This is a genomic window from Variovorax fucosicus (genome assembly GCF_030316825.1).
Classification (GTDB): domain Bacteria; phylum Pseudomonadota; class Gammaproteobacteria; order Burkholderiales; family Burkholderiaceae_C; genus Variovorax; species Variovorax fucosicus.
On sequence record NZ_JASZYU010000001.1, the window covers coordinates 669,262 to 691,249 of the forward strand.

The window sequence follows — 21,988 nt, forward strand, 5'->3', positions numbered from 1 at the left end:
ATTGCAATCACTCCCAGGTGACGTTGGCGGCGAACATGTAGCCCGCGCCGTACACCGTCTTGATGATGGTCGGGTCGTGCGGATCGTTCTCGATCTTGCGGCGCAGGCGCGAGATGCGCACATCGATGCTGCGGTCGGTGGGCAGCAGGTCGCGCGCGCCCATCAGCTGCTCGCGCGTGAGGATCTGGTGCGGCCGCTCGACGAAGCAACGCAGCACCTGGGTTTCGGCTGTGCCCAGCAGGTGCTCGGTTCCGTCCGGCGCCCGCAGGATGTTGGCTGCGCAGTCGATGCGCCACCCCAGGAAGGAGGCGTAGCGCCGCTGTCGCCCGCCCGTGGCACCGGGCGCGGCCATGCGGCGGCGCAGGATGCTGCGCACCCGCGCCACCAGCTCGCGCGACTCGAAGGGCTTGGTCATGTAGTCGTCGCCCCCCAGCTCGAGCCCCATCACGCGGTCGGCCGTGTGGCCGCGGCCGGTGAGGATCAGCACGCCGGCATTCGACTGCGCGGTGATGCGGCGCATGAGGTCGATGCCGTCCATGTCGGGCAGGCCGAGATCGACGATGCACAGGTCGGGCTTTTCAGTCTGCATGCGGCGCAACACGCTGGCACCTGTCTGGAAGCCCTCGCAGTTGAAGCCGAACTCGGTGAGCGCGGCGAGCACCAGCTTCGACACCGCCGGATCGTCTTCCACGAGGAACACCAGCGAGGGTGGCGCCCCCTCGTCGGCCATGCCGCGGTAGGCCAGCGTGTTCATGGCCGGCCCGCCTCGATCGCATCGGCCAGCTGCGCGGTCGTGAACGGCTTGGTCAGCAGCGGCACGCCGGGCACCTGCAGGTCACCGGGTGCGTTGCCGCTCATCAGCACCACGGCTTGCGCGCGCTGCTGCGCGCGCGCCGCCCGTGCGACCTCGCGGCCATCGACGCTGCCCGGCATCACCACGTCGGACAACAGCAGCGCGATGTTGTCGGTGTGCGTGAGCAGTTGCAGGGCCTCGGCCCCGTTGTCGGCCTCGAGCACGCTGTAGCCCAGCTCGAGCAGGTTGCGACGGATCACGCGGCGCACCTGGGCATCGTCGTCCACCAGCAGCGCGAGTCCGCGCCAGCCCGCCTCGGCCGGGACCGCGGCGGGCATCGCCCGCTGGGCTTCGACGCCGCCGCTGGCGGGCAGCCAGAGCGAGATGGTGGTGCCGCGGCCTGGCTGGCTGTGCACGTCGATGGCGCCGCCCGATTGCTTGATGAAGCCATACACCATGGCCATGCCGAGGCCGGTGCCAAGGCCCGGCTGCTTGGTGGTGAAGAAGGGTTCGAACATGTGCGCCAGCGTGTGCGCATCCATGCCGGCGCCGTTGTCTTCGACGTCGATGCGCACGTGCTCGCCGGTGGCCGTCTGCAGCGTCGCAGCGGCGCCGGCGTCCAGCACGACCGGGCGCAGGCGCAGTGTGATGCGGCCATCGGGCCGGGAGGCGTCGCGTGCATTCAGGATCATGTTGACCAGGGCCTGCTCGAGCTGGCTCGGGTCGATCCACGCCCATAGCGGAGTGGCGGCGCCAGCGGCGTCGATCACGAGTTCGAGGTGCTCGGGCAGCGAGCGTCGCACCAGCCGCTCCACCGTCTGGAGCAGCGCCAAGGCGTCGACCGCGCTGGCCTGCAACGGCTGGCGCCGGGCAAAGTGCATCATGCCCTTCACCAGCTCGGCCCCGCGCCGGGAGGCGTCGAGCGCCGGCTGCACGTATTCGGGCACCAGCGCATCGCCGGGCCGCGCATCCGCCAGCGCCGCGAGGTTGCCGATGACAACGGTCAGGATGTTGTTGAAGTCGTGCGCCAGCCCACCAGTCAGATGGCCCATTGCCTCCAGCTTCTGCGTGCGCACGAGGAGTTCCTGCGCACGCTTCTGCTCGGTGATGTCGAAAGTCAGCTCGAAGCAGCCGGCAAACGTGCCGTCGGCCGTACGCTCGGGAACCAGCGAGGTGCGCACGGCGCGCCGGTCACCGGTGGAGGTGACGAGTTCGTATTCGAAGCTCACCGCTTCCCCAGCCATGGCGCGCAGCGCGTACGGCTTGACCACCGCATACACCGCGTCGCCCAGAAACGACCGTGCGCTGGCCTGTTCGGGCCGCGTGGTGTCGACGCGAAACCAGTCGCGGTAGCCCCGGTTGATGTAGCGGTAGACGCGGTGGCGGTCGAAGTAGGCCACCAGCGCCGGGATCGAGTCCATCACCAGCCGCACGCGCTGCTCGCTGCTGGCCAGCTCCGCGGTGCGCGCGGCGACGCGGTTCTCGAGGTCGACGCTGTGCTCGCGGATCGTGCGCTCGGCCTCGCGCTGCGCCGTCATGTCCGAATAGAGGGTGACAAAGCCATGGCCCGGCAGCGGCTCGCCATGGATGTGCAGCACGCGCCCGTCGGGGCGGACGCGCTCGATGTCGTGCGGTGCAAAGGTGCGGGCCGCAGCCACGCGCTCGGCGACCAGCGCCTCGGGATCACCCGGACCGTATTCGCCGCGCCGGGCGTTGTAGCGGATGAAGGTGTCGAACGGCGTGCCGATACAGGCCATGCCTTCCGGGAAATCGAGCAGGCGCACATAGGCGCTGTTCCAGGCCACCAGGCGCAGCTCGGCATCGAAGATCGACAGCCCCTGGTCGAGCAGGTCGAGGCCGGCCTGCAGGGTCTGGTAGCGCGCGAGCGGAGCTGTGTAGGGCAAAACGTCGTGTCCCTGGGAAGTTCTGACGGTTATAGCCCCCTCGCTGCAATCATTCGTCATTTTTCGATGCGGCTTGTGCAATGTTCATGGCCGATCCTCGGGCTTCGGGAAAACGACGCCCTCGGAGACAACATGACACGCACCAACCCCTACGCCATGGGGCTCGACAAGAACGCTGCGAATTTCGTGGCGCTTTCGCCGCTTTCGTTTCTCGAGCGCTCCGCCCACGTCTATCCGGATCGCTTGGCGCTGATTTACGGTGCGGTGCGCCGCAATTGGGCCGACACCTACAGCCGGTGCCGCCGGCTGGCCAGCGCGCTGGCAGCGCGCGGCATCGGGCCCGGCGACACGGTGGCCGTCATGCTCCCCAACACCCCCGCCATGTTCGAGGCCCATTTCGGCGTGCCGATGAGCGGCGCCGTGCTGAACACGCTGAACACCCGGCTCGACGCGCCGGCCATTGCCTTCATGCTGCAGCACGGCGAGGCCAAGGTGCTGCTGACCGACCGCGAGTTCGCCGGCGTCGTGGGTCAGGCGCTCTCGACGATGGGTGCGCACCGCCCCCTCGTGATCGAGGTCGAGGACGCGCTGGCGCCCCCCGGCGCGCGGCTCGGCGAAATCGACTACGAAAGTTTTCTTGCCGCGGGCGACCCCGACTTCGCCTGGCAGTTGCCGGCCGACGAGTGGGACGCCATTGCGCTGAACTACACCTCCGGCACCACCGGCAACCCAAAAGGCGTGGTGACGCACCACCGCGGCGCCTACCTCAACGCGGCCAGCAACGTGATCGCGTGGAACCTGCCGGACCAGGTGGTGTACCTGTGGACGCTGCCGATGTTCCACTGCAACGGATGGTGCTTCCCGTGGGCTCTTGCACTGGCAGGGGCCACCAGCGTGTGCCTGCGCCGGGTCGACCCGGCGCTGATCTACCCGCTGATCCGCGAGCACCGCGTCACGCACATGTGCGGCGCGCCGATCGTCTACAGCATGATGATCAGCGCGCCGGCCGAACTGCGCGCGGGCATCGACCACGTGGTGCAGGGCCTGGTGGCGGGCGCGGCACCGCCGGCGGCGGTGATCGAGGGCTGTGAGGGCGCCGGCATCGAGATCACCCATGTCTACGGGCTGACCGAGGTGTACGGCCCATCCGCCATCTGCGCGCGGCAGCCGTCCTGGCAAGGACTGCCGGCGGAAGAACGGGCCCGGCTCAACGGCCGCCAGGGCGTGTCCTACCCGCTGCAGCAGGCCGTGACCGTGCTCGACGCGCAAACATTGATCCAGGTGCCGGCCGACGGCGAGACCATTGGCGAGATCTTCTTCCGCGGCAACGCGGTGATGAAGGGCTACCTCAAGAACCCGAGTGCCACCGAAGAGGCCTTCGCGGGCGGCTGGTTCCACACCGGCGACCTGGGCGTGCTGCACCCGGACGGCTACGTGAAGATCAAGGATCGCAGCAAGGACGTGATCATCTCGGGCGGCGAGAACATCTCGTCGATCGAGGTGGAGGACGCGCTGCACCACCATCCTGCCGTGCTGAGCGCCGCCGTGGTGGCACAGCCCGACACCAAATGGGGCGAAGTGCCCTGCGCGTTCGTCGAACTCAAGGCCGGCCGCGCGGTTTCGGAAGCCGAGCTGGTCGAGTTCTGCCGGCCATTGCTCGCGCGCTTCAAGGTGCCCAGGCGCATCGTGTTCGGCGAGCTGCCCAAGACATCGACCGGAAAAGTCCAGAAGTTTCTGCTGCGCGACCGCGTGAATTCCGCCAGCGCCATCGATTGACATCACCCCCAGGAGACACCCTCATGACCACCCAACCCGAAGTTCTCACCGCCGCCGCGTACGCGCCGAGCGACGTCACGGTGCGCAATGCACACGTCTCGGGCCGCGCGGCCTACGACAAGCTGGTGGACGAGGCTGACGCCGACCACGAAGGCTACTGGGCACGCCTGGCGCGCGAGTTCATCACCTGGAAGACGCCTTTCACCAGGGTGCTCGACGACAGCAATGCGCCCTTCTTCAAATGGTTCGAAGACGGCACGCTGAACGCGTCGTACAACTGCCTCGACCGCAACGTGGAACGTGGCCTCGGCCAGAAGACCGCGATCGTGTTCGAGGCCGACGACGGCGCCGTCACGCGCATCACCTATGCGGAACTGCTCGAGCGGGTCTGCCGCGCGGCCAACGTGCTGCGCTCTCTCGGCGTGAAGAAGGGCGACCGCGTCGTCATCTACATGTCGATGTCGATCGACGGCGTTGTCGCCATGCAGGCCTGCGCGCGCATCGGCGCCATCCACTCGGTGGTGTTCGGCGGCTTCTCGTCGCAGGCGCTGCGCGACCGAATCGCCGACACAGGCGCGGTGCTGGTGCTCACGGCCGACCAGCAGGTGCGCGGCGGCAAGCACCTGCCGCTGAAGGCGATCGTCGACGACGCGCTGGCGCTCGGCGGCTGCGAGAGCGTGCGCAACGTGCTGGTCACCCGGCGCACCGGCGGCGATGTGCCGTTCAATGCGCCGCGCGACCTCTGGATGGCCGAACTCGCAGCGGCCCAGCCGACCAGCTGCGAACCCGAATGGGTGGGTGCGGAGCATCCGCTGTTCCTGCTCTACACCTCGGGCTCCACCGGCAAGCCGAAGGGTGTGCAGCACTCGACGGGTGGCTACCTGCTGCATGCCGCACTCACCTGCAGCTGGACCTTCGACCTCAAGCCCGAGGACGTGTTCTGGTGCACGGCCGACATCGGCTGGGTTACCGGCCACACCTACATCACCTACGGGCCGCTGGCGCTCGGCGCCACCGAAGTGGTGTTCGAGGGCGTGCCCACCTACCCGGACGCCGGACGCTTCTGGAAGATGATCCAGGACCATCTGGTGACGGTGTTCTACACCGCGCCGACGGCGATCCGCTCGCTCATCAAGGCGGCCGAAGGCACGCCCATGGCGCATCCGCGCAACTACGACCTGTCGAGCCTGCGCATCCTCGGCTCGGTCGGCGAGCCGATCAACCCGGCCGCCTGGGAGTGGTACCACCGCCATATCGGCGGCGGCCGCTGCCCGATCGTCGACACCTTCTGGCAGACCGAGACGGGTGGCCACATGATCACGCCGCTGCCGGGTGTCTCCAACCTGGTGCCGGGCTCCTGCAGCCTGCCCTTCCCGGGCATCAGTGCGGACGTGGTCGACGAGGCCGGCAACCCGATGCCCTGGGGCCAGGGCGGCCTCCTGGTGGTGAAGAAGCCGTGGCCCGCGATGATCCGCACCATCTGGGGCGACCCGGAACGCTTCAAGGCGAGCTACTACCCCGAAGAATTCAAAGGCCGCTACTACTTGGCCGGCGACGGCGCCATCCGCGATGCGAAGACCGGCAACTTCACCATCACCGGCCGCATCGACGATGTGCTGAACGTGAGCGGGCACCGCATGGGCACGATGGAGATCGAGTCGGCGCTGGTGTCGCATACCGAATTGGTGGCCGAGGCGGCCGTGGTCGGCCGGCCGGACGACACCACCGGCGAGGCGATCTGCGCTTTCGTGGTGCTGAAGCGCGGCCGCCCGACCGGCGAGGAGGCCATCAGGATCGCGAACGAACTGCGCGCCTGGGTGGCCAAGGAGATCGGCCCGATCGCCAAGCCGAAGGACATCCGCTTCGGCGACAACCTGCCCAAGACGCGCAGCGGCAAGATCATGCGGCGCCTGTTGCGCTCGGTGGCCAAGGGCGAGGCGGTGACGCAGGACACGTCGACGCTGGAGAACCCGGCCATCCTTGAACAGCTGGGTTTGGCGCACTGATGCGAGAAGGCGTCTGGGGTAGGCCGCCCTGATCCTGCCCCGGAACCGAAGCGCTCAGATCGCCACAAGCTGGCGCACACCCTGCGCCTCCATGTCCTTGCCGAGGCCGCGTGCGATGACCTCGCCGCGTTCCATCACCAGGTAGTCGTCGGCCAGTTCCTCGGCAAAGTCGTAGTACTGCTCGCACAGCACGATCGCCATGTCGCCGCGGTCGGCCAGCATGCGGATCACGCGGCCGATGTCCTTGATGATCGACGGCTGGATGCCTTCGGTCGGCTCGTCGAGGATCAACAGCTTGGGCTTGGGCGCGAGCGCGCGTGCAATCGCGAGCTGCTGCTGCTGGCCGCCCGAAAGATCGCCGCCGCGGCGGTTGATCATTTGCTTGAGCACCGGAAACAGCTCGAACAGCTCGGCCGGAATCGGCGTGCTGCCGCTCTTGTAGGCCAGGCCCATGCGCAGGTTCTCTTCGACCGTGAGCCGCGCGAAGATCTCGCGGCCCTGCGGCACGAAGCCCATGCCGGCGCGGGCGCGCTCGTAGGGCGTGTTCTTCTGGATCGGCTTGCCGTCGAACTCGATGCTGCCGCTCTTGATCGGCACCAGGCCCATCAACGACTTGAGCAAGGTTGTCTTGCCGACGCCATTGCGCCCGAGCAGCACCGTGACCGTGCCGAGCGTGGCGGTGAAGCTCACGTCGCGCAGGATGTGCGAGCCGCCGTAGTACTGGTGGATGTTCTTGACTGTCAGCATGACTCGCCCCCAGGCTGCGCTTCGCTACGCCTCCCCCCTACCGGGGGCAACACCAGCGGCCCGGCAAAGCCGGTTCCGCGGTGTTTCGCGAAAAATTGATCAACGACCAAGGTACACCTCGATCACGCGTTCGTCCGCCTGCACCTCGTCGAGCGTGCCCTGCGCCAGCACCGAGCCGTCGCACAGCACGGTGACGATCTCCGAGATGGTCTTGATGAAGCTCATGTCGTGCTCCACCACCATCAGCGAATGCTTGCCCTTGAGCGTGAGAAACAGCTCGGCGGTGCGCGCAGTTTCCTCGTCGGTCATGCCGGCCACGGGCTCGTCGAGCAGCAGCAGCTTCGGGTCCTGCATCAGCAGCATGCCGATCTCGAGCCATTGCTTCTGGCCATGGCTCAGGTTGCCGGCCATGCGCGTCACGCTGTCGGCCAGGTGGATGGTTTCGATGATCTCGGCCAGACGGTCGCTCTGCGCCGAGTCGAGCCTGAACAGCATCGAGTGCTTCACGCCCTTGTTGGTCTTCAGCGCGAGTTCGAGGTTCTCGAACACGGTCAGTTGCTCGAACACGGTCGGCTTCTGGAACTTGCGGCCTATGCCGAGCTGCGCGATGTCGGCCTCCTTGTGGCGCAGCAGGTCGATGGTGCTGCCGAAATAAACGGTGCCCGAATCGGGCCTCGTCTTGCCGGTGATGATGTCCATCATCGTGGTCTTGCCGGCGCCGTTGGGGCCGATGATGCAGCGCAGCTCGCCGGGTGCGATGTCCAGGCTCAGCTTGTTGATCGCCTTGAAGCCGTCGAAGCTCACGCTCACGTCTTCGAGGTACAGGATGCGGCCGTGCGTGACATCGACCTCGCCCGGCGTGGCGTGGCGGCCGAAGCCGGCGGCGCGGCCACCCGACTCGGTGTTGCCACCCGGATCGATGCCGCTGTGGCGGGCGACGCGTTGCGCGCCTTCTTCCATCAGGTCGGGTGTCATGCGCGCGCTCCCTTCGGTTCTGCCGCCAGCGGCGCGAGCGCGCTTGGCTCGACGCCTTCGGACGCGGCCAGCGAACGCTGTGCCTCGCGCCGCCCTTCGCTCAATTCCTTGCCGCCACCCTTGGCGCGGCCCAGCCACTTGCGCACCAGGCCGACGATGCCGTCGGGCAGGAACAGCGTGACGGCGATGAACAATGCGCCGAGGAAGTACAGCCAGTACTCGGGGTAGGCCACGGTGAGCCAGCTCTTCGCGCCGTTGACGATGAAGGCGCCGATGATCGGCCCGATCAGCGTGGCGCGGCCGCCGACGGCCGCCCAGATCGCGATCTCGATCGAATTCGCCGCGCTCATCTCGCCGGGGTTGATGATGCCGACCTGCGGCACGTACAAGGCACCGGCCACGCCGCACATGATGGCCGAGATGACCCAGATCGTGAGCTTGTAGGGCAGCGGGTTGTAGCCGGAGAACATGACGCGCGTTTCGGCATCGCGGATGGCCTGCAGCACGCGCCCGAACTTGCTGCCGATCAGCCACTTGGCGAACAGGAAGAAACCGAGCAGCGTCAGGCCGGTCATCACGAACAGCGTCATGCGCATGCTCTGCGTCGCGATCGGGATGCCGAGGATGCGCTTGAAATCGGTAAAGCCGTTGTTGCCGCCGAAGCCGGTTTCGTTGCGAAAGAACAGCAGCATCGCCGCGAAGGTCATGGCCTGCGTGATGATCGAGAAGTACACGCCCTTGATGCGCGAGCGGAAAGCGAAGAAGCCGAACACGAAGGCGATGATGCCGGGCACCGCGACGATCAGGATCAGCGTCATCACGAAGCTGCCGGAAAAGGTCCAGTGCCATGGCAAGGTCTTCCAGTCGAGGAACACCATGAAGTCCGGCAGGTCGCTCTTGTAGTTGCCGTCGCGGCCGATCTGGCGCATGAGGTACATCCCCATCATGTAGCCGCCGAGCGCGAAGAACATGCCGTGGCCGAGCGACAGGATGCCGGTGTAGCCCCAGATCAGGTCCATCGCCAGCGCGCAGATGGCGTAGCACATGATCTTGCCGACCAGCGCCACCGCGTAGTCGCTCATGTAGAACGCACTGTCGTGCGGCACCATGAGGTTGAGCATCGGCGCCAGCGCGCACACCACGATCAGCGCCACGAAAAACGCCGTCCAGCCCTTGCCGCTCAGCAGCGGGCCCTTGGAGGGAAGAACAACCTTGCTCATGCCTCTGCGCTCCGGCCCTTCATCGCGAAGATGCCTTGCGGCCGCTTCTGGATGAAGATGATGATGAAGATGAGCACGGCGATCTTCGCGAGCACCGCGCCGGCCCAGCCTTCGATGAACTTGTTGAGAATGCCCAGGCCCATGGCCGCGTAGACGGTGCCGGCGAGCTGGCCGACGCCGCCCATCACCACCACCATGAACGAGTCGACGATGTAGCTCTGGCCGAGGTCGGGGCCGACGTTCCCGATCTGGCTCAGCGCGCAGCCCGCGAGGCCGGCGATGCCCGAACCGAGCGCGAAGGCGTAGGTGTCGACGCGCGCCGTGTTCACGCCCATGCAGGATGCGATCGGCCGGTTCTGCGTGACGCCGCGCACGAACAGCCCGAGCCGCGTGCGGCCGATCAGCCAGCCCATCGCCAGCAGCACCAGCACCGCGAAGATGATGATGCAGATGCGGTTCCAGGGCAGCGTGACGTTGCTCAGCATGGTGAAGCCGCCGCTCATCCAGCCCGGGTTCTCGACGCCGACGTTCTGCGCGCCGAACAGCGAGCGCACCAGCTGCTGCAGCATCAGGCTGATACCCCAGGTGGCCAGCAGCGTCTCGAGCGGCCGTCCATAGAGGAAACGGATCACACCGCGTTCCAGAACCGCGCCGACCAGCGCCGACGCGAGGAACGCGACCGGAATCGCGGCGACCAGGTAGAGGCCGAACGCCGACTCCGGCAGGTACTTCTGGAACAGGCCCTGCATCACGTAGGTGGCGTAGGCGCCGATCATCATGAGTTCGCCGTGCGCCATGTTGATCACGCCCATCAGCCCGTAGGTGATGGCCAGCCCCAGCGCGGCGAGCAGCAGCACCGAGCCGAGGCTGATGCCGCTGAACACGGCGTTGATGCGGTCGCCCCAGACCAGCGCGCCGTCGATGCCCGCGATGGCTTTCTGCAGTGCGGCCTTGACGTCGGGTTCGGTCTCTTCGGTCAGGCGCTCGTTCAGCAGCAGCTTGGTGTCGGGGCTCTTGCTCTCGGCCAGCACGCCGGCGGCCATGATGCGCTTGGCCTTGTCGGTGCTGTTGAGCAGCGACGCGGCGCGCACCAGTTCGAGCTTGGCCTTGATGTTGGCGTTGGTCTCGACCGACAGGGCTTTCTCGACCATCGGAATGCGGGACTCGTCCGGATCCTTCAGCAGCGCGTTCGCGGCCGCGAGGCGCACCGCCTCGTCCTTGCTGTTGACCAGCTTGAGCACCGACTGCGCGGCATCGAAGGCGCCGCGCATCATGTTGTTGTTGACCACGTCTTCGGCGGTGTCGGGCACCTTCAGTTGGGCGCCGGTGACCGGGTCGTAGCCCTTGTCGTCCTTCATCACGAAGACCTTGTCTTCGGTGAACTTGACCGCGTCGTCGGCCATGGCCTGAATGAACGCGGAGGTCTTGTCGTCGGCGGTGGCAACCGCCTTGTTGAGGGCGGCGACGCGCGCCTCGGTGTCGCCCGACGCGATGGCCTTGGCCTCCTCGGCCGTCAGTGCATGGGCCGAAGCCGCCACGAGCAGCATCGAGGCCGCCGCGGCATGAAAAAAGCGCCGAAACATGACTCTGGTTTGCATGGTTCTGTCCAAAAAAGTGGCCCGCCCTTGCAGCAGGAGTGCAGCAAGGAACGGGCCAGTGGCTCCGCGGATGCGCCCGATGGCGCGTCGGACGGAGCTTCTTACATCGACTTGCCCGCGGGTTGGTCCGGCTTTTTGTCGTTGCCTTCGATGTACGGGCTCCACGGCTTGGCCTTGACCGGGCCCGGCGTCTTCCAGACCACGTTGAACTGGCCGTCGGCCTTGATTTCGCCGATGAACACGCTCTTGTGCAGGTGATGGTTCTTCTCGTCCATCTTCGAGACGATGCCCGACGGCGCGGTGAAGGTCTGGCCGGCCATGGCGGCGATCACCTTGTCGGTGTCGGTGCTCTTGGCCTTCTCGACGGCCTGCTTCCACATGTGGATGCCGATCCAGGTGGCTTCCATCGGGTCGTTGGTCAGCGGCTTGTCCATGTGGCCGGCGATCTTCTTGGCCTTGGCGTACTCGCTCCATTGCTTGATGAAGGCGGTGTTGGTCGGGTTCTTGATCGACATGAAGTAGTTCCATGCGGCCAGGTGGCCCACCAGCGGCTTGGTGTCCACGCCGCGCAGCTCTTCTTCGCCCACCGAGAAGGCGACGACCGGCACGTCCTTGGCCTTCAGGCCGGCATTGCCGAGTTCCTTGTAGAAGGGCACGTTGGAGTCGCCGTTGATGGTCGACACCACCGCCGTCTTGCCGCCGGCCGAGAACTTCTTGACGTCGGCAACGATGGTTTGATAGTCGCTGTGGCCGAACGGCGTGTACTTTTCGTCGATGTCGGATTCCTTCACGCCCTTGCTCTTCAGGTAGGCGCGCAGGATCTTGTTGGTGGTGCGGGGGTAGACGTAGTCGGTGCCGAGCAGCACCCAGCGCTTGGCGCCGCCGCCTTCCTTGCTCATCAGGTAGTCGACCGCGGGAATGGCTTGCTGGTTCGGCGCCGCACCCGTGTAGAACACGTTCTTGGAGAGTTCTTCACCCTCGTACTGCACCGGGTAGAACAGCAGGCCGTTCATTTCCTCGACCACCGGCAGCACCGACTTGCGCGACACCGAGGTCCAGCAGCCGAAGATCACCGAAACCTTGTCCTGGCCCAGCAGCTGCTTGGTCTTCTCGGCGAACAGCGGCCAGTTGGAGGCCGGGTCGACGATCACGGGCTCAAGCTGCTTGCCCATCACGCCGCCCTTCTTGTTGATGTCCTCGATGGCCATCAGCACCGTGTCTTTCAACACGGTTTCGGAGATCGCCATCGTGCCCGACAGCGAGTGCAGCACGCCGACCTTGATGGTGTCGGCGGCGAACGCGGGTGCGCTACCGAGGGCGGCGAGCGCGACGCTGGCGGTGAGCGCCTTGAGTGTGAAACGACGTTGCATGTGCATCCTTCTCCGGTGGTAGTTGATTTCGTTCGACAGCGCCTTCGCTGACGATGCACGGAGTTTGCGGATGACACCGGCCGCAAGGAATACGCCGGGTGGCGTACGGGCGCTAGGCCGCGGCGGGCTGCCTGAACTGCCGCGCCACGAACGCCCAGACCAGCTTCGACGCGTCCGGCCCGGCCGCATCGCTGAAGGGCAGGCTCGCCGCGCCGCCGCTCCAGGCATGGCCGAGTCTGGCCACCTGGCACAGGGTGACGTAGATGCGGCCGGCGCGCTTGAAGTCCGTCACGCGCATCGGATGGCGTTTGCCGCGCTGCAGCACGCGTTCCGGGCCCGGCCGTGCACCGGTGGCGGCGGCCCACACCACGGCAGTGTTGGCGGCGTTGCTGGCGGCCACGACGGTATCGGCGTCGCCGTGCAGCACCAGCATTGGCGGCAGCGTGGTGCCGACCGCCGCCGCGCCGAGCGCCTTGCCCACCGCGGTGGCCGGCATCACCGGCACGCGGTGCCCGTGCATGGCACCGAGCGCGCTCGCGGTCGATTGCGCCGCGCCCGGCGCCACGCCCGAATGCACGGCCACCGCCCTGAAGCGGTTGGGGTAGCGCGAGGCCAGCAGGGCGGCCATGCCGGCGCCGGCCGAGAGGCCCGCCACGGCGATGCGTTCACGGTCGACCGGATACAACAGGTTGACCTGGTCGACCGCCGCGATCAGCGTGGCGGCCTCGCGGTCGGCCTTGCCGGAGCGTGTCTGGTACCAGTTCCAGCAGCCTTGGGGGTGGTGCACCCGGTCCTGCTCCGGATACAGCACCAGGAAGCGTTCGCGTGCGGCGATGCGGTTCATGCGCGTGCTGGCGGCGAAGTCGCGGCCGGTCTGGCCGCAGCCGTGCAGCATCACCAACATCGGCAACTTTTCGCCGCGTTTAAGTTCAAGGCCCGGAGGGCGGTAGAGGTGATAGCCGCGCGCACCGCCGGGGCCGAGCGCCATGCCGCTGATCCAGTCGCCGGCGCCGGGCGGCGGCTTGCGCTGTTGCGCTGCAGCGCGTCTCACCTTTTGCGTCACCTGCTTCGCCACGCGCCGGCTGTTGCCGAGTGCGGCTTTGGTGAGCGCCTTCAGGCTGCGCTGGTAGGCGCGCGTGAGCGCGGAGGTGGGCGAGCGGCGGGCCATGGTGCGGTCGGTGTGGGTAGGCGACCCACACGGTAGCAGCTTCCGCGCCGCAAGGGCGCTTGCCGGCGTTCAGTACAGCTCGGGCACGTACATCGTGGTGGGCACCGGCTGGCGCAGGTAGTCGGCGTTGCGCACGCGCGGCGGCAGTACCACCGGCGCGTGCGGCACCTCCTGGTAGGGCAGTTGTCCCAGCAGGTGCGTGATGCAGTTGAGCCGCGCCTTCTTCTTGTCGACCGCCTGCACCACCCACCAGGGCGCTTCCGCGATGTGGGTGCGCTCGAGCATGATTTCCTTGGCCTTGGTGTACTCCTCCCAGCGGCGGCGGCTTTCCAGATCCATCGGGCTCAGCTTCCACTGCTTCAACGGGTCGTGGATGCGCCCGAGAAAGCGCATGTGCTGCTCTTCGTCGGTGATGGAGAACCAGTACTTGATGAGCGTGATGCCCGAGCGCACCAGCATGCGCTCGAATTCGGGCGCCGAGCGGAAGAACTCCTCGTACTCGGCATCGCTGCAGAAACCCATGACGCGCTCGACACCGGCGCGGTTGTACCAGCTGCGGTCGAACAGCACCATCTCGCCGGCGGCCGGCAGGTGCGCCACGTAGCGCTGGAAGTACCACTGCGTGCGCTCGCGGTCGTTCGGCGCCGGCAGCGCGGCCACGCGGGCCACCCGCGGGTTGAGCCGCTGCGTGATGCGCTTGATGACGCCGCCCTTGCCGGCCGCGTCGCGGCCTTCGAACAGGATCACCACCTTCTGCTTGCTGTGCTGCACCCAGTCCTGCAGCTTGACCAGTTCGCCCTGCAGGCGGAACAGTTCCTTGAAGTAGGCCTGCCGTGCGGCCTTGTCGACGCCGACCGGCGCGCCGGCTTCGTCGACGTTGCGGTCTTCGATCTCAAGCTCCAGCTCCTCGTCGTAGCTGTCGATCAGGTCGCGCGCGATGCGCTGCATGAGGTCTTCGTGGTCGTGCACGGCGCTGGGCAACATCATGGGAGGCTTTGAAGGAAGAGGAACAAGCCCGGCATGCTGCCGCCCCCGCGTGACTGTTGCGTGACAAGCCCGACCCGCCGTCATGGCACTGACACATGGCACGGGGAAGATGGTGTTCTCACTACGCTGTCGCACCATGTCCACGCTCGCCGACAACACCCCCCTGCCCGCCAACCTGCCCGCTCCGAGTCGCCCGGCTCTCGACGCCAGGCCCAGCCCGGTCACGCTGGTCGTGTTCGTCGGGCTGCTCGCCGCAGGCCTGCTCTACACCGCGTGGAGTCTGGTCGACGACGTGAGCGCCTCGGGCGCGCCGATGACCACCTACGTGCCCTACATCCTGCTGGGCGTGGCGCTGCTGATCGCGCTGGGCTTCGAGTTCGTGAACGGATTTCACGACACGGCCAACGCCGTGGCCACCGTGATCTACACGCACTCCCTGCCGCCCAACGTTGCGGTGGTGTGGTCGGGCGTCTTCAACTTCCTCGGCGTGCTGGTGTCGAGCGGCGCGGTGGCTTTCGGCATCATTTCACTGCTGCCGGTGGAACTCATCCTTCAGGTCGGCTCGGGCGCGGGTTTCGCGATGGTGTTCGCCCTGCTGATCGCAGCCATCCTCTGGAACCTCGGCACCTGGTGGCTCGGTCTTCCGGCGTCGTCGTCGCATACGCTGATCGGCTCGATCATCGGCGTCGGCATCGCCAACGCGCTGATGCACGGGCGCGACGGCACCAGCGGAGTCGACTGGGCCCAGGCCACCAAGGTCGGCTGGTCGCTGCTGCTGTCGCCGATGGTTGGCTTCGGCTGCGCGGCGCTGCTGCTGCTGGCACTGCGGGCGCTTGTCAAGAACCGTGCGCTGTACGAAGAGCCGCGCGGCAACGCGCCGCCGCCCTGGTGGATCCGCGGCCTGCTGGTGCTGACCTGCACCGGCGTCTCGTTCGCGCACGGCTCCAACGACGGGCAAAAGGGCATGGGCCTGATCATGCTGATCCTGGTCGGTACGGTGCCGATGGCATACGCGCTGAACCGCGCCATGCCGGCCGACAAGACGATCCAGTTCGTGGCGGTGGCCGAGCTGGCGCAGGGCGCGTTGAACCGCAGCGTGCCCACCTCCCTGCCGGCGGCCACTGCGCCTGCCGCGCGCGAGACACTGTCGACCTACCTGCGCACCCGCGAATACGCCCCTGCCGTGGTGCCGGCGGTTGCCGCGCTCGCCGGCAGCATCGGCGCCCAGGTGCGCCAGCACGGTTCGCTGGCGGCGCTGCCGGCCGATGCCGTGGCCAACGTGCGCAATGACATGTACCTGAGCTCGGAAGCCATTCGCCTGCTCGACAAGAGTGCGGCCGTGCGCTTCGACGACGATGCCAAGGCCAAGGTCGGAGCGTTCCGCAAGGAACTCGATGACGCCACGCGCTTCATCCCGCTCTGGGTGAAGGTCGCCGTGGCGATCGCGCTGGGCCTCGGCACCATGATCGGCTGGAAGCGCATCGTGGTCACCGTGGGCGAGAAAATCGGCAAGACCCACCTCACCTACGCGCAGGGCGCCTCGGCCGAGCTGGTCGCCATGCTGACCATCGGCGCGGCCGACATCTACGGGCTCCCGGTGTCCACCACGCACGTGCTCTCGTCCGGGGTGGCCGGCACCATGGCCGCGAACCGCTCGGGCCTGCAATGGAACACGCTGCGCAGCCTGGCGATGGCCTGGGTGCTGACGCTGCCGGTGGCGATGCTGCTGTCGGGCTCGCTCTACTGGCTGTTCACCCGGTTGTTCTGATTCGCTCATCTTGCCGCTCTCCCCCGAAATGGCCGCCGGCTCCTATGGCGGCGACGAAGCCGGCCTGATCTGCGGCTATCTGTTCGATGCAGGTGCCGCCGAGCCGGCGCGCGCGGTCGAATCGGCACAGGCCGCGGCCTGGCTGGCGACTGCCGGGGAAGCACCGGCCGGCGCCTACCTGTGGCTGCACTTCAACCTCAGCCACGCACAGGCCGAGCGCTGGCTGGTGCGGCATGCACAGCTTTCCGACACCTTCTACGAAACGCTGCGCGACGGCCTGCACTCGACCCGCATCGAGCGCGCCGACGATTCGCTGATCGCAGTGATCAACGACCTGCACTTCGAATTCGGTTTCGAGCCGTCGGACATCTCGACCCTGTGGATCAGCGTCGGCCCGCGCCTGGTGGTCACCGCGCGCACCAAGCCGCTGCGCTCGGTCGACGCGCTGCGCACCGCCGTGAAGGCCGGCGACGCGCCGCGCTCCAGCACCGAACTGCTCGAACACCTGCTGCGCGCCCAAGCCGACGTGCTGGTGGCGATCGTGCGCGACGTGACGGCACGCATCGACCGCATCGAAGACGAACTGCTGGCCGGCCGGCTCGACCACAAGCGCGCCCGGCTCGGCGCGCTGCGGCGGCTGCTGGTGCGGCTGCAGCGCCTGCTCGCGCCGGAGCCGGCAGCGCTGTTCCGCCTGCTGCAGCAGCCGCCGGGCTGGATGGCTGGGGCCGACGCGGACGAACTGCGCGGCTCGACCGAAGAGTTCTCGCTGGTGCTGCGCGACATGCAGGCGCTGCAGGAGCGCATCAAGCTGCTGCAGGAAGAGATCGCGGCCAACGTCAACGAGGACAACAACCGCAGCCTGTTCGTGCTGACCGTGGTGACGGTGCTGGCGCTGCCGATCAACATCCTGGCCGGCCTTTTCGGCATGAACGTGGGTGGCATTCCGCTGGCCGAGCACCGGCACGGGTTCTGGATCGTGGTGGCCATCATCGCGAGCTTCACCGCCGTCGCCGCCTGGGTGGCGTTCCGCAAGAAGCGCTGAGCGCGCCGCAGGCCGGCGCTTTGCTGCTACGCTTTTGATAGCGTCTTGCGCAGTCTCCATGCGCCCTGCAAGCCGAATCGATCCGAAATAGAATGGTTGGGTGCCATCCATTCTCAACGCCGATCTTCACTGCCACTCCGTGGTGTCCGACGGTACGCTGACGCCCGAGGCGCTGGCCGAGCGCGCGGCCGGCAACGGCGTAGAGCTCTGGGCGCTGACCGACCACGACGAAATCGGCGGCCAGCACCGCGCCGCTGCGGCGGCCCATGCCAACGGCATGAAGTACCTCACGGGCACTGAAATCTCGGTCACCTTCGCCAACGAAACCGTGCACATCGTCGGCCTCGGTTTCGACCCCGACGACGCGGGCATGAAGCAGGGCCTGCTCAAGACGCGCGGCGGCCGCGGCGCGCGCGCGCAGGAAATGTCCGAAGGGCTGGCCAAGGTCGGTATCCACGGCGCTTACGAAGGCGCGCTCAGGTTCGTCGGCAACCCCGAGCTGATCTCGCGCACGCATTTCGCGCGCTTCCTGGTCGAGAGCGGCGCCTGCAAGGACACGCACGAGGTCTTCCGCAAGTACCTCACCGAGGGCAAGCCCGGCTATGTGCCGCACCGCTGGGCCTCGCTGAAGGACGCGGTGCACTGGATCACCGACGCCAAGGGCATCGCGGTGATCGCGCACCCAGGCCGCTACAAGTTCACGGCCAACGAGGAGTACGCGCTGTTCCTCGAGTTCAAGGCGCACGGTGGCCGCGCCATCGAGGTCGTCACCGGCAGCCACGCACCGGCCGAGTACATCGAGTACGCCGACAAGGCCCTCGAGTTCGACTTTGCGGCCTCGCGCGGCAGCGACTTCCACAGCCCCGACGAAAGTCACATGGATCTCGGCAAGCTCCCCTTGCTGCCCGGCAAGCTCACGCCGGTTTGGGAACTGCTCGAAGACAGAATCCGGTGAGTGCCGTACCCGGCGCAGTGAAGAGCACGCGGGACATCGCGTCGGAACGCATCCTCGCGGGCATCGGCCTCGTGCTGTTGGCCGTGGCCTGCTTCGCGACACTGGACACCGCCACCAAGATTTCGGTCACTGCCGTGCCGATCCTCATGGGCGTGTGGTTCCGGTATGCATTCCAGGCCGTCGCCACCACCGCGGTGCTGCTGCCGCTGTACGGCACCTCGCTGCTGCGCACCGCACACCCGCGCTACCACGTGCTGCGCGGCGCGCTGCTGCTGGTGACCAGCGTGCTGGCATTCCTCAGCCTGCAGTACATGCCCCTGGCCGAGTTCACCGCCATCGTGCTGATCGCGCCGCTGGTGGTGACGCTGCTGGCCGCCACCACGCTCAAGGAGCACGTGTCGGTGCTGCGCTGGACGCTGGTCAGCGGCGGCTTTGTCGGCACGCTGGTGATCCTGCGGCCCGGCGGCAGCAGCTACAGCTGGGCCATCCTGCTGCCGATCGGGCTGGTGATCACCAATGCTTGGTTCCAGGTGCTCACCAGCAAGCTCGCCCAGACCGAAAACCCGCTGACCATGCACTTCTACACCGGCTGGGTCGGCACGCTGATCGCCTCGTGCGCGCTGCCGTTCGTGTGGTCGGCGCTGCCGGGATGGCAGTGGTGGGCGCTGCTGTGCCTGATGGGCCTGATGGGCACCGTCGGCCACTTCATGCTGATCCTGGCCTACCAGCGTGCGCCGGCCTCGACGCTCACGCCCTATCTCTACTCGCAGATCGCGTTTGCCATGCTCGGCGGCTGGTTCATGTTCTCGCACATACCGGATCAGGTGTCGCTGATCGGCATGGGCATGATCGCCGTGTGCGGTGCGGCCGGCGCATGGCTCACGGTGCGCGAGCGCCGCGTTCCGATTGAACCCGCGGAGACATGAGCTCTCCCCCCGTCCTGGAAAATCCGGAAATCCCATGGCTCAATTTTTCGAAGTCCATCCCGACAACCCGCAGCAGCGCCTGCTGAAGCAGGCGGCCGCCCTGCTCGCGCGCGGCGAGATCGTCGCGGTGCCGACCGACTCCAGCTACGCGCTGGTCTGCCACCTCGACGACAAGGACGCGGTCGACAAGCTGCGCCGCATCCGCCAGGTCGACGACAAGCACCACCTCACGCTGCTGTGCCGCGACCTGAGCGAGCTGGCCAACTACGCGCGCGTCGACAACAAGCAGTACCGGCTGCTCAAGGCCGCCACGCCCGGCCCCTACACCTTTCTGCTCGAAGCCACCAAGGAAGTGCCGCGCCGCGTGAGCCATCCGCAGCGCAAGACCATCGGCCTGCGCGTGCCCGACTGCAGGGTTCTGTGCGACCTGCTGGCGCTGCACGGCGAACCGTTGCTGGCCACCACGCTGATCCCGCCCGGCGAAACCGAGCCGATGAACGACGCGCAGGCGATCCGAGACCGCTTCGAAAAGCAGATCGGCGCCGTGATCGACGCCGGTGCCTGCCCGTCCGAGCCGACCACCGTGGTCGACCTCACGCCGATGGGCGCCGGCGACGAGCCGGTGCTGGTGCGGCGCGGGCGCGGTCCGCTCGCCGTATTGGGCCTCTGACCGGTCTGAGACAATCAGGCCGGTGGATATCTCCAACCTGATTCAAACCGTCTCGATCTATGCATTGCCGGTGCTGTTCGCGATCACGATTCACGAGGCCGCGCACGGCTACGTGGCGCGTTATTTCGGCGACGACACGGCCTGGATGCTCGGCCGCGTAACGCTCAATCCGCTCAAGCACATCGACCCCGTCGGGACGATCCTGATGCCGCTGATGCTGTACTTCGCAACCTCCGGCGCGTTCCTGTTCGGCTATGCCAAGCCGGTACCCGTCCACTTCGGCAACCTGCGCAATCCGAAGCGCGACATGATCTGGGTCGCACTCGCCGGGCCGGCCTCGAACTTCGTGCAGGCGATCCTGTGGGCGGTGCTGCTGGTCGTGCTGGCCGGCAGCGGTGTCGAGCGGGAGAACTTCTTCGTGCGCATGGCGCAAGGCGGCGTGCTGGTCAACCTGGTGATGTGGGCCTTCAACCTGTTCCCGCTGCCGCCGCTCGATGGCGGCCGCGTGCTCGCCGGGCTGCTGCCGCATGGCAATGCGCAGAACCTGCTGGCACGCGTCGAGCCCTTCGGCTTCTTCATCGTGATGGCGCTGGTGCTGGCCGGCATCGTCAGCACCTACTGGCTGAGCCCGCTGATGGCAGTCGGCTACAGCGTCATCCGCACCGTGATCGGCCCGCTGGCCGCGTTGTTTCGCTAGGTCTTTCCATGGCTACCCCTACCCCCTCCCCGCTGCGCGTTCTAACCGGCATCACCACGTCGGGCACACCGCACCTCGGCAACTATGTCGGCTCGATCCGCCACTCGGTGCGCCAGAGCGTGGCGCCGGGCGTCGAGACCTTCTTCTTTCTGGCCGACTACCACGCGCTGATCAAGGTGAACGATCCCGCGCTGGTGCAGCGCTCCACGCTCGAGATCGCCGCCAGCTGGCTGGCCTGCGGACTAGACCCGGAGCGCGTCACCTTCTACCGGCAATCGGACATCCCCGAGATCCCCGAGCTGACCTGGTTCCTGACCTGCGTCACCGGCAAGGGCCTGCTGAACCGCGCCCACGCCTACAAGGCATCGGTCGACAAGAACGTGGCGAAGGGCGAAGACCCGGACGCCGACGTGAGCGCGGGCCTGTTCATGTACCCGGTGCTCATGGGTGCCGACATCCTGATGTTCAACGCGCACCAGGTGCCGGTGGGCCGCGACCAGATCCAGCACATCGAGATGGCGCGCGACATGGGCCAGCATTTCAACCACCTGTACGGCGAACACTTCACGCTGCCCGAGGCGCTGATCGACGATGCCGTGGCCACGCTGCCCGGCCTCGATGGCCGCAAGATGAGCAAGAGCTACGGCAACACGATCCCGCTGTTCGCCCCGCGCGCGCAGTTGCAAAAGCAGATCGCCAGCATCGTCACCGACTCGCGCGCCCCCGGCGAGCCGAAGGACACCGAAGGCTCGGCGCTGTTCCAGATCTACCAGGCCTTTGCCGACGCCGAAGAAACCGAGGCATTGCGCCGCGCGTTTGCCGAAGGCATCGGCTGGGGCGACGCCAAGCAGGTGCTGTTCGAGCGCATCGACCGCGAGATCGCGCCGATGCGCGAGCGCTACGAGGCGCTGATGAAAGACCCGACCCGCATCGAGCAGACGCTGCTGGCCGGTGCGGCCAAGGCACGTCGCCTGTCGCAGCCTTTCATGGGCCGGCTGCGCCATGCGGTCGGCCTGCGCGACCTCGGCGCGCAGCAGCAAACCGGTGCCCGCAAGGCGGCGAAGGTGGCCAGGCCGAGCTTCAAGCAGTACCGCGAGCGCGATGGCCAGTTCCACTTCAAGCTGCTCGACGCGCGGGGTGAAACGCTGCTGCAGAGTCTCGCGTTTGCCTCGCCGCAGGAAGCCGGACGCGCCATTGCGCTGCTGCAGCAACAGGGTGGTGCGGCTTTGGCCGTGCTGGCCGGCCAACTCGAAATGCTGAGCGCCGAACAGTCGCAAGCCGCGGCCGAAGTGCTCGACGCCCTGGCCGAAGGTGCCGAAAAGTAGACCAAAAGAGCTATTACGCAGAGGTATGCAAAAACGGGGGTTGCAGCAGGCAACAAGTGCC

At 67.1% G+C, this 21,988-nt stretch carries 18 protein-coding genes; 9 read left to right on the forward strand and 9 right to left on the reverse strand.

Annotated features, from left to right (window positions below; translation table 11 throughout):
• Positions 1-7: 7 nt before the first annotated feature.
• Together QTI05_RS03160 and QTI05_RS03165 are read right to left on the reverse strand one after the other, a co-directional pair.
• Positions 8-754, reverse strand: a complete 747-nt coding sequence (locus QTI05_RS03160) for a response regulator transcription factor (RefSeq protein ID WP_286542063.1) — start codon at positions 752-754, stop codon at positions 8-10.
• On the reverse strand, positions 751-2,697 hold the full coding sequence (locus tag QTI05_RS03165) for a PAS-domain containing protein (RefSeq protein ID WP_286622876.1): 1,947 nt from the start codon (positions 2,695-2,697) through the stop codon (positions 751-753). Before QTI05_RS03165 ends, QTI05_RS03160 begins: the two co-directional genes overlap by 4 nt.
• A 132-nt stretch (positions 2,698-2,829) precedes the next feature.
• Between QTI05_RS03165 and QTI05_RS03170 the strand changes: the two genes are divergently transcribed.
• Positions 2,830-4,473, forward strand: a complete 1,644-nt coding sequence (locus QTI05_RS03170) for an acyl-CoA synthetase (protein ID WP_286622877.1) — start codon at positions 2,830-2,832, stop codon at positions 4,471-4,473.
• A 23-nt stretch (positions 4,474-4,496) separates the two neighbouring features.
• Entirely contained in the window at positions 4,497-6,479 is a 1,983-nt protein-coding gene (acs, locus tag QTI05_RS03175) for an acetate--CoA ligase (RefSeq protein WP_286622878.1), read from the forward strand.
• 54 nt (positions 6,480-6,533) lie between these two features.
• Here the strand turns inward: acs and urtE are convergent, their stop codons facing one another.
• The 7 genes from urtE to ppk2 form a co-directional block, all read right to left on the reverse strand.
• Entirely contained in the window at positions 6,534-7,226 is a 693-nt protein-coding gene (urtE, locus tag QTI05_RS03180) for an urea ABC transporter ATP-binding subunit UrtE (RefSeq protein WP_286542059.1), read from the reverse strand.
• Between the two features lie 99 nt (positions 7,227-7,325).
• Entirely contained in the window at positions 7,326-8,201 is an 876-nt protein-coding gene (urtD, locus tag QTI05_RS03185) for an urea ABC transporter ATP-binding protein UrtD (protein WP_286542058.1), read from the reverse strand.
• Entirely contained in the window at positions 8,198-9,421 is a 1,224-nt protein-coding gene (urtC, locus tag QTI05_RS03190; protein WP_286622879.1) for an urea ABC transporter permease subunit UrtC, read from the reverse strand. Before urtC ends, urtD begins: the two co-directional genes overlap by 4 nt.
• Positions 9,418-10,968: an urea ABC transporter permease subunit UrtB gene (gene urtB / locus QTI05_RS03195; protein ID WP_286623346.1), complete on the reverse strand. Its 1,551-nt coding sequence runs from the start codon at positions 10,966-10,968 to the stop codon at positions 9,418-9,420. The genes urtC and urtB overlap by 4 nt, the downstream gene beginning before the upstream one ends.
• A gap of 152 nt (positions 10,969-11,120) precedes the next feature.
• Entirely contained in the window at positions 11,121-12,389 is a 1,269-nt protein-coding gene (urtA, locus tag QTI05_RS03200; RefSeq protein ID WP_286542056.1) for an urea ABC transporter substrate-binding protein, read from the reverse strand.
• 112 nt (positions 12,390-12,501) lie between these two features.
• Entirely contained in the window at positions 12,502-13,557 is a 1,056-nt protein-coding gene (locus QTI05_RS03205) for an extracellular catalytic domain type 1 short-chain-length polyhydroxyalkanoate depolymerase (protein WP_286542055.1), read from the reverse strand.
• 69 nt (positions 13,558-13,626) lie between these two features.
• Positions 13,627-14,541, reverse strand: coding sequence for a polyphosphate kinase 2 (gene ppk2, locus QTI05_RS03210; protein WP_286543547.1), 915 nt, complete (start codon positions 14,539-14,541; stop codon positions 13,627-13,629).
• A 139-nt stretch (positions 14,542-14,680) separates the two neighbouring features.
• On the opposite strand from ppk2, the gene QTI05_RS03215 reads away from it, so the two are divergent.
• The 7 genes from QTI05_RS03215 to QTI05_RS03245 all read left to right on the forward strand — a co-directional run bounded on the left by QTI05_RS03215 (position 14,681) and on the right by QTI05_RS03245 (position 21,927).
• A complete protein-coding gene (locus QTI05_RS03215; protein ID WP_286542054.1) occupies positions 14,681-16,312 on the forward strand; it encodes an inorganic phosphate transporter in 1,632 nt (543 codons plus the stop codon).
• 28 nt (positions 16,313-16,340) lie between these two features.
• Complete coding sequence (locus QTI05_RS03220; RefSeq protein ID WP_286543545.1) at positions 16,341-17,354, forward strand: transporter; 1,014 nt, start codon at positions 16,341-16,343, stop codon at positions 17,352-17,354.
• Between the two features lie 100 nt (positions 17,355-17,454).
• Positions 17,455-18,309, forward strand: a complete 855-nt coding sequence (locus QTI05_RS03225) for a 3',5'-nucleoside bisphosphate phosphatase (protein WP_286542053.1) — start codon at positions 17,455-17,457, stop codon at positions 18,307-18,309.
• A complete protein-coding gene (locus tag QTI05_RS03230; RefSeq protein ID WP_286622880.1) occupies positions 18,306-19,235 on the forward strand; it encodes a DMT family transporter in 930 nt (309 codons plus the stop codon). The genes QTI05_RS03225 and QTI05_RS03230 overlap by 4 nt, the downstream gene beginning before the upstream one ends.
• 34 nt (positions 19,236-19,269) lie before the next feature.
• Positions 19,270-19,905, forward strand: coding sequence for an L-threonylcarbamoyladenylate synthase (locus tag QTI05_RS03235; protein ID WP_286622881.1), 636 nt, complete (start codon positions 19,270-19,272; stop codon positions 19,903-19,905).
• A 22-nt stretch (positions 19,906-19,927) separates the two neighbouring features.
• Positions 19,928-20,602, forward strand: coding sequence for a site-2 protease family protein (locus QTI05_RS03240; RefSeq protein WP_286622883.1), 675 nt, complete (start codon positions 19,928-19,930; stop codon positions 20,600-20,602).
• Positions 20,603-20,610: 8 nt separating this feature from the next.
• A complete protein-coding gene (locus QTI05_RS03245; protein ID WP_286622886.1) occupies positions 20,611-21,927 on the forward strand; it encodes a tryptophan--tRNA ligase in 1,317 nt (438 codons plus the stop codon).
• Positions 21,928-21,988: the final 61 nt, after the last annotated feature.

Excerpts from the sequence above, each read along its gene's own strand:
- QTI05_RS03160 (WP_286542063.1), bottom strand. The coding sequence starts at position 754 with ATGAACACGCTGGCCTACCGCGGCATGGCCGACGAGGGGGCGCCACCC.
- QTI05_RS03170 (WP_286622877.1), top strand. The coding sequence starts at position 2,830 with ATGACACGCACCAACCCCTACGCCATGGGGCTCGACAAGAACGCTGCG.
- acs (WP_286622878.1), top strand. The coding sequence starts at position 4,497 with ATGACCACCCAACCCGAAGTTCTCACCGCCGCCGCGTACGCGCCGAGC.
- urtE (WP_286542059.1), bottom strand. The coding sequence starts at position 7,226 with ATGCTGACAGTCAAGAACATCCACCAGTACTACGGCGGCTCGCACATC.
- urtD (WP_286542058.1), bottom strand. The coding sequence starts at position 8,201 with ATGACACCCGACCTGATGGAAGAAGGCGCGCAACGCGTCGCCCGCCAC.
- urtC (WP_286622879.1), bottom strand. The coding sequence starts at position 9,421 with ATGAGCAAGGTTGTTCTTCCCTCCAAGGGCCCGCTGCTGAGCGGCAAG.
- urtB (WP_286623346.1), bottom strand. The coding sequence starts at position 10,968 with ATGCTGCTCGTGGCGGCTTCGGCCCATGCACTGACGGCCGAGGAGGCC.
- urtA (WP_286542056.1), bottom strand. The coding sequence starts at position 12,389 with ATGCAACGTCGTTTCACACTCAAGGCGCTCACCGCCAGCGTCGCGCTC.
- QTI05_RS03205 (WP_286542055.1), bottom strand. The coding sequence starts at position 13,557 with ATGGCCCGCCGCTCGCCCACCTCCGCGCTCACGCGCGCCTACCAGCGC.
- ppk2 (WP_286543547.1), bottom strand. The coding sequence starts at position 14,541 with ATGTTGCCCAGCGCCGTGCACGACCACGAAGACCTCATGCAGCGCATC.
- QTI05_RS03215 (WP_286542054.1), top strand. The coding sequence starts at position 14,681 with ATGTCCACGCTCGCCGACAACACCCCCCTGCCCGCCAACCTGCCCGCT.
- QTI05_RS03220 (WP_286543545.1), top strand. The coding sequence starts at position 16,341 with ATGGCCGCCGGCTCCTATGGCGGCGACGAAGCCGGCCTGATCTGCGGC.
- QTI05_RS03235 (WP_286622881.1), top strand. The coding sequence starts at position 19,270 with ATGGCTCAATTTTTCGAAGTCCATCCCGACAACCCGCAGCAGCGCCTG.
- QTI05_RS03245 (WP_286622886.1), top strand. The coding sequence starts at position 20,611 with ATGGCTACCCCTACCCCCTCCCCGCTGCGCGTTCTAACCGGCATCACC.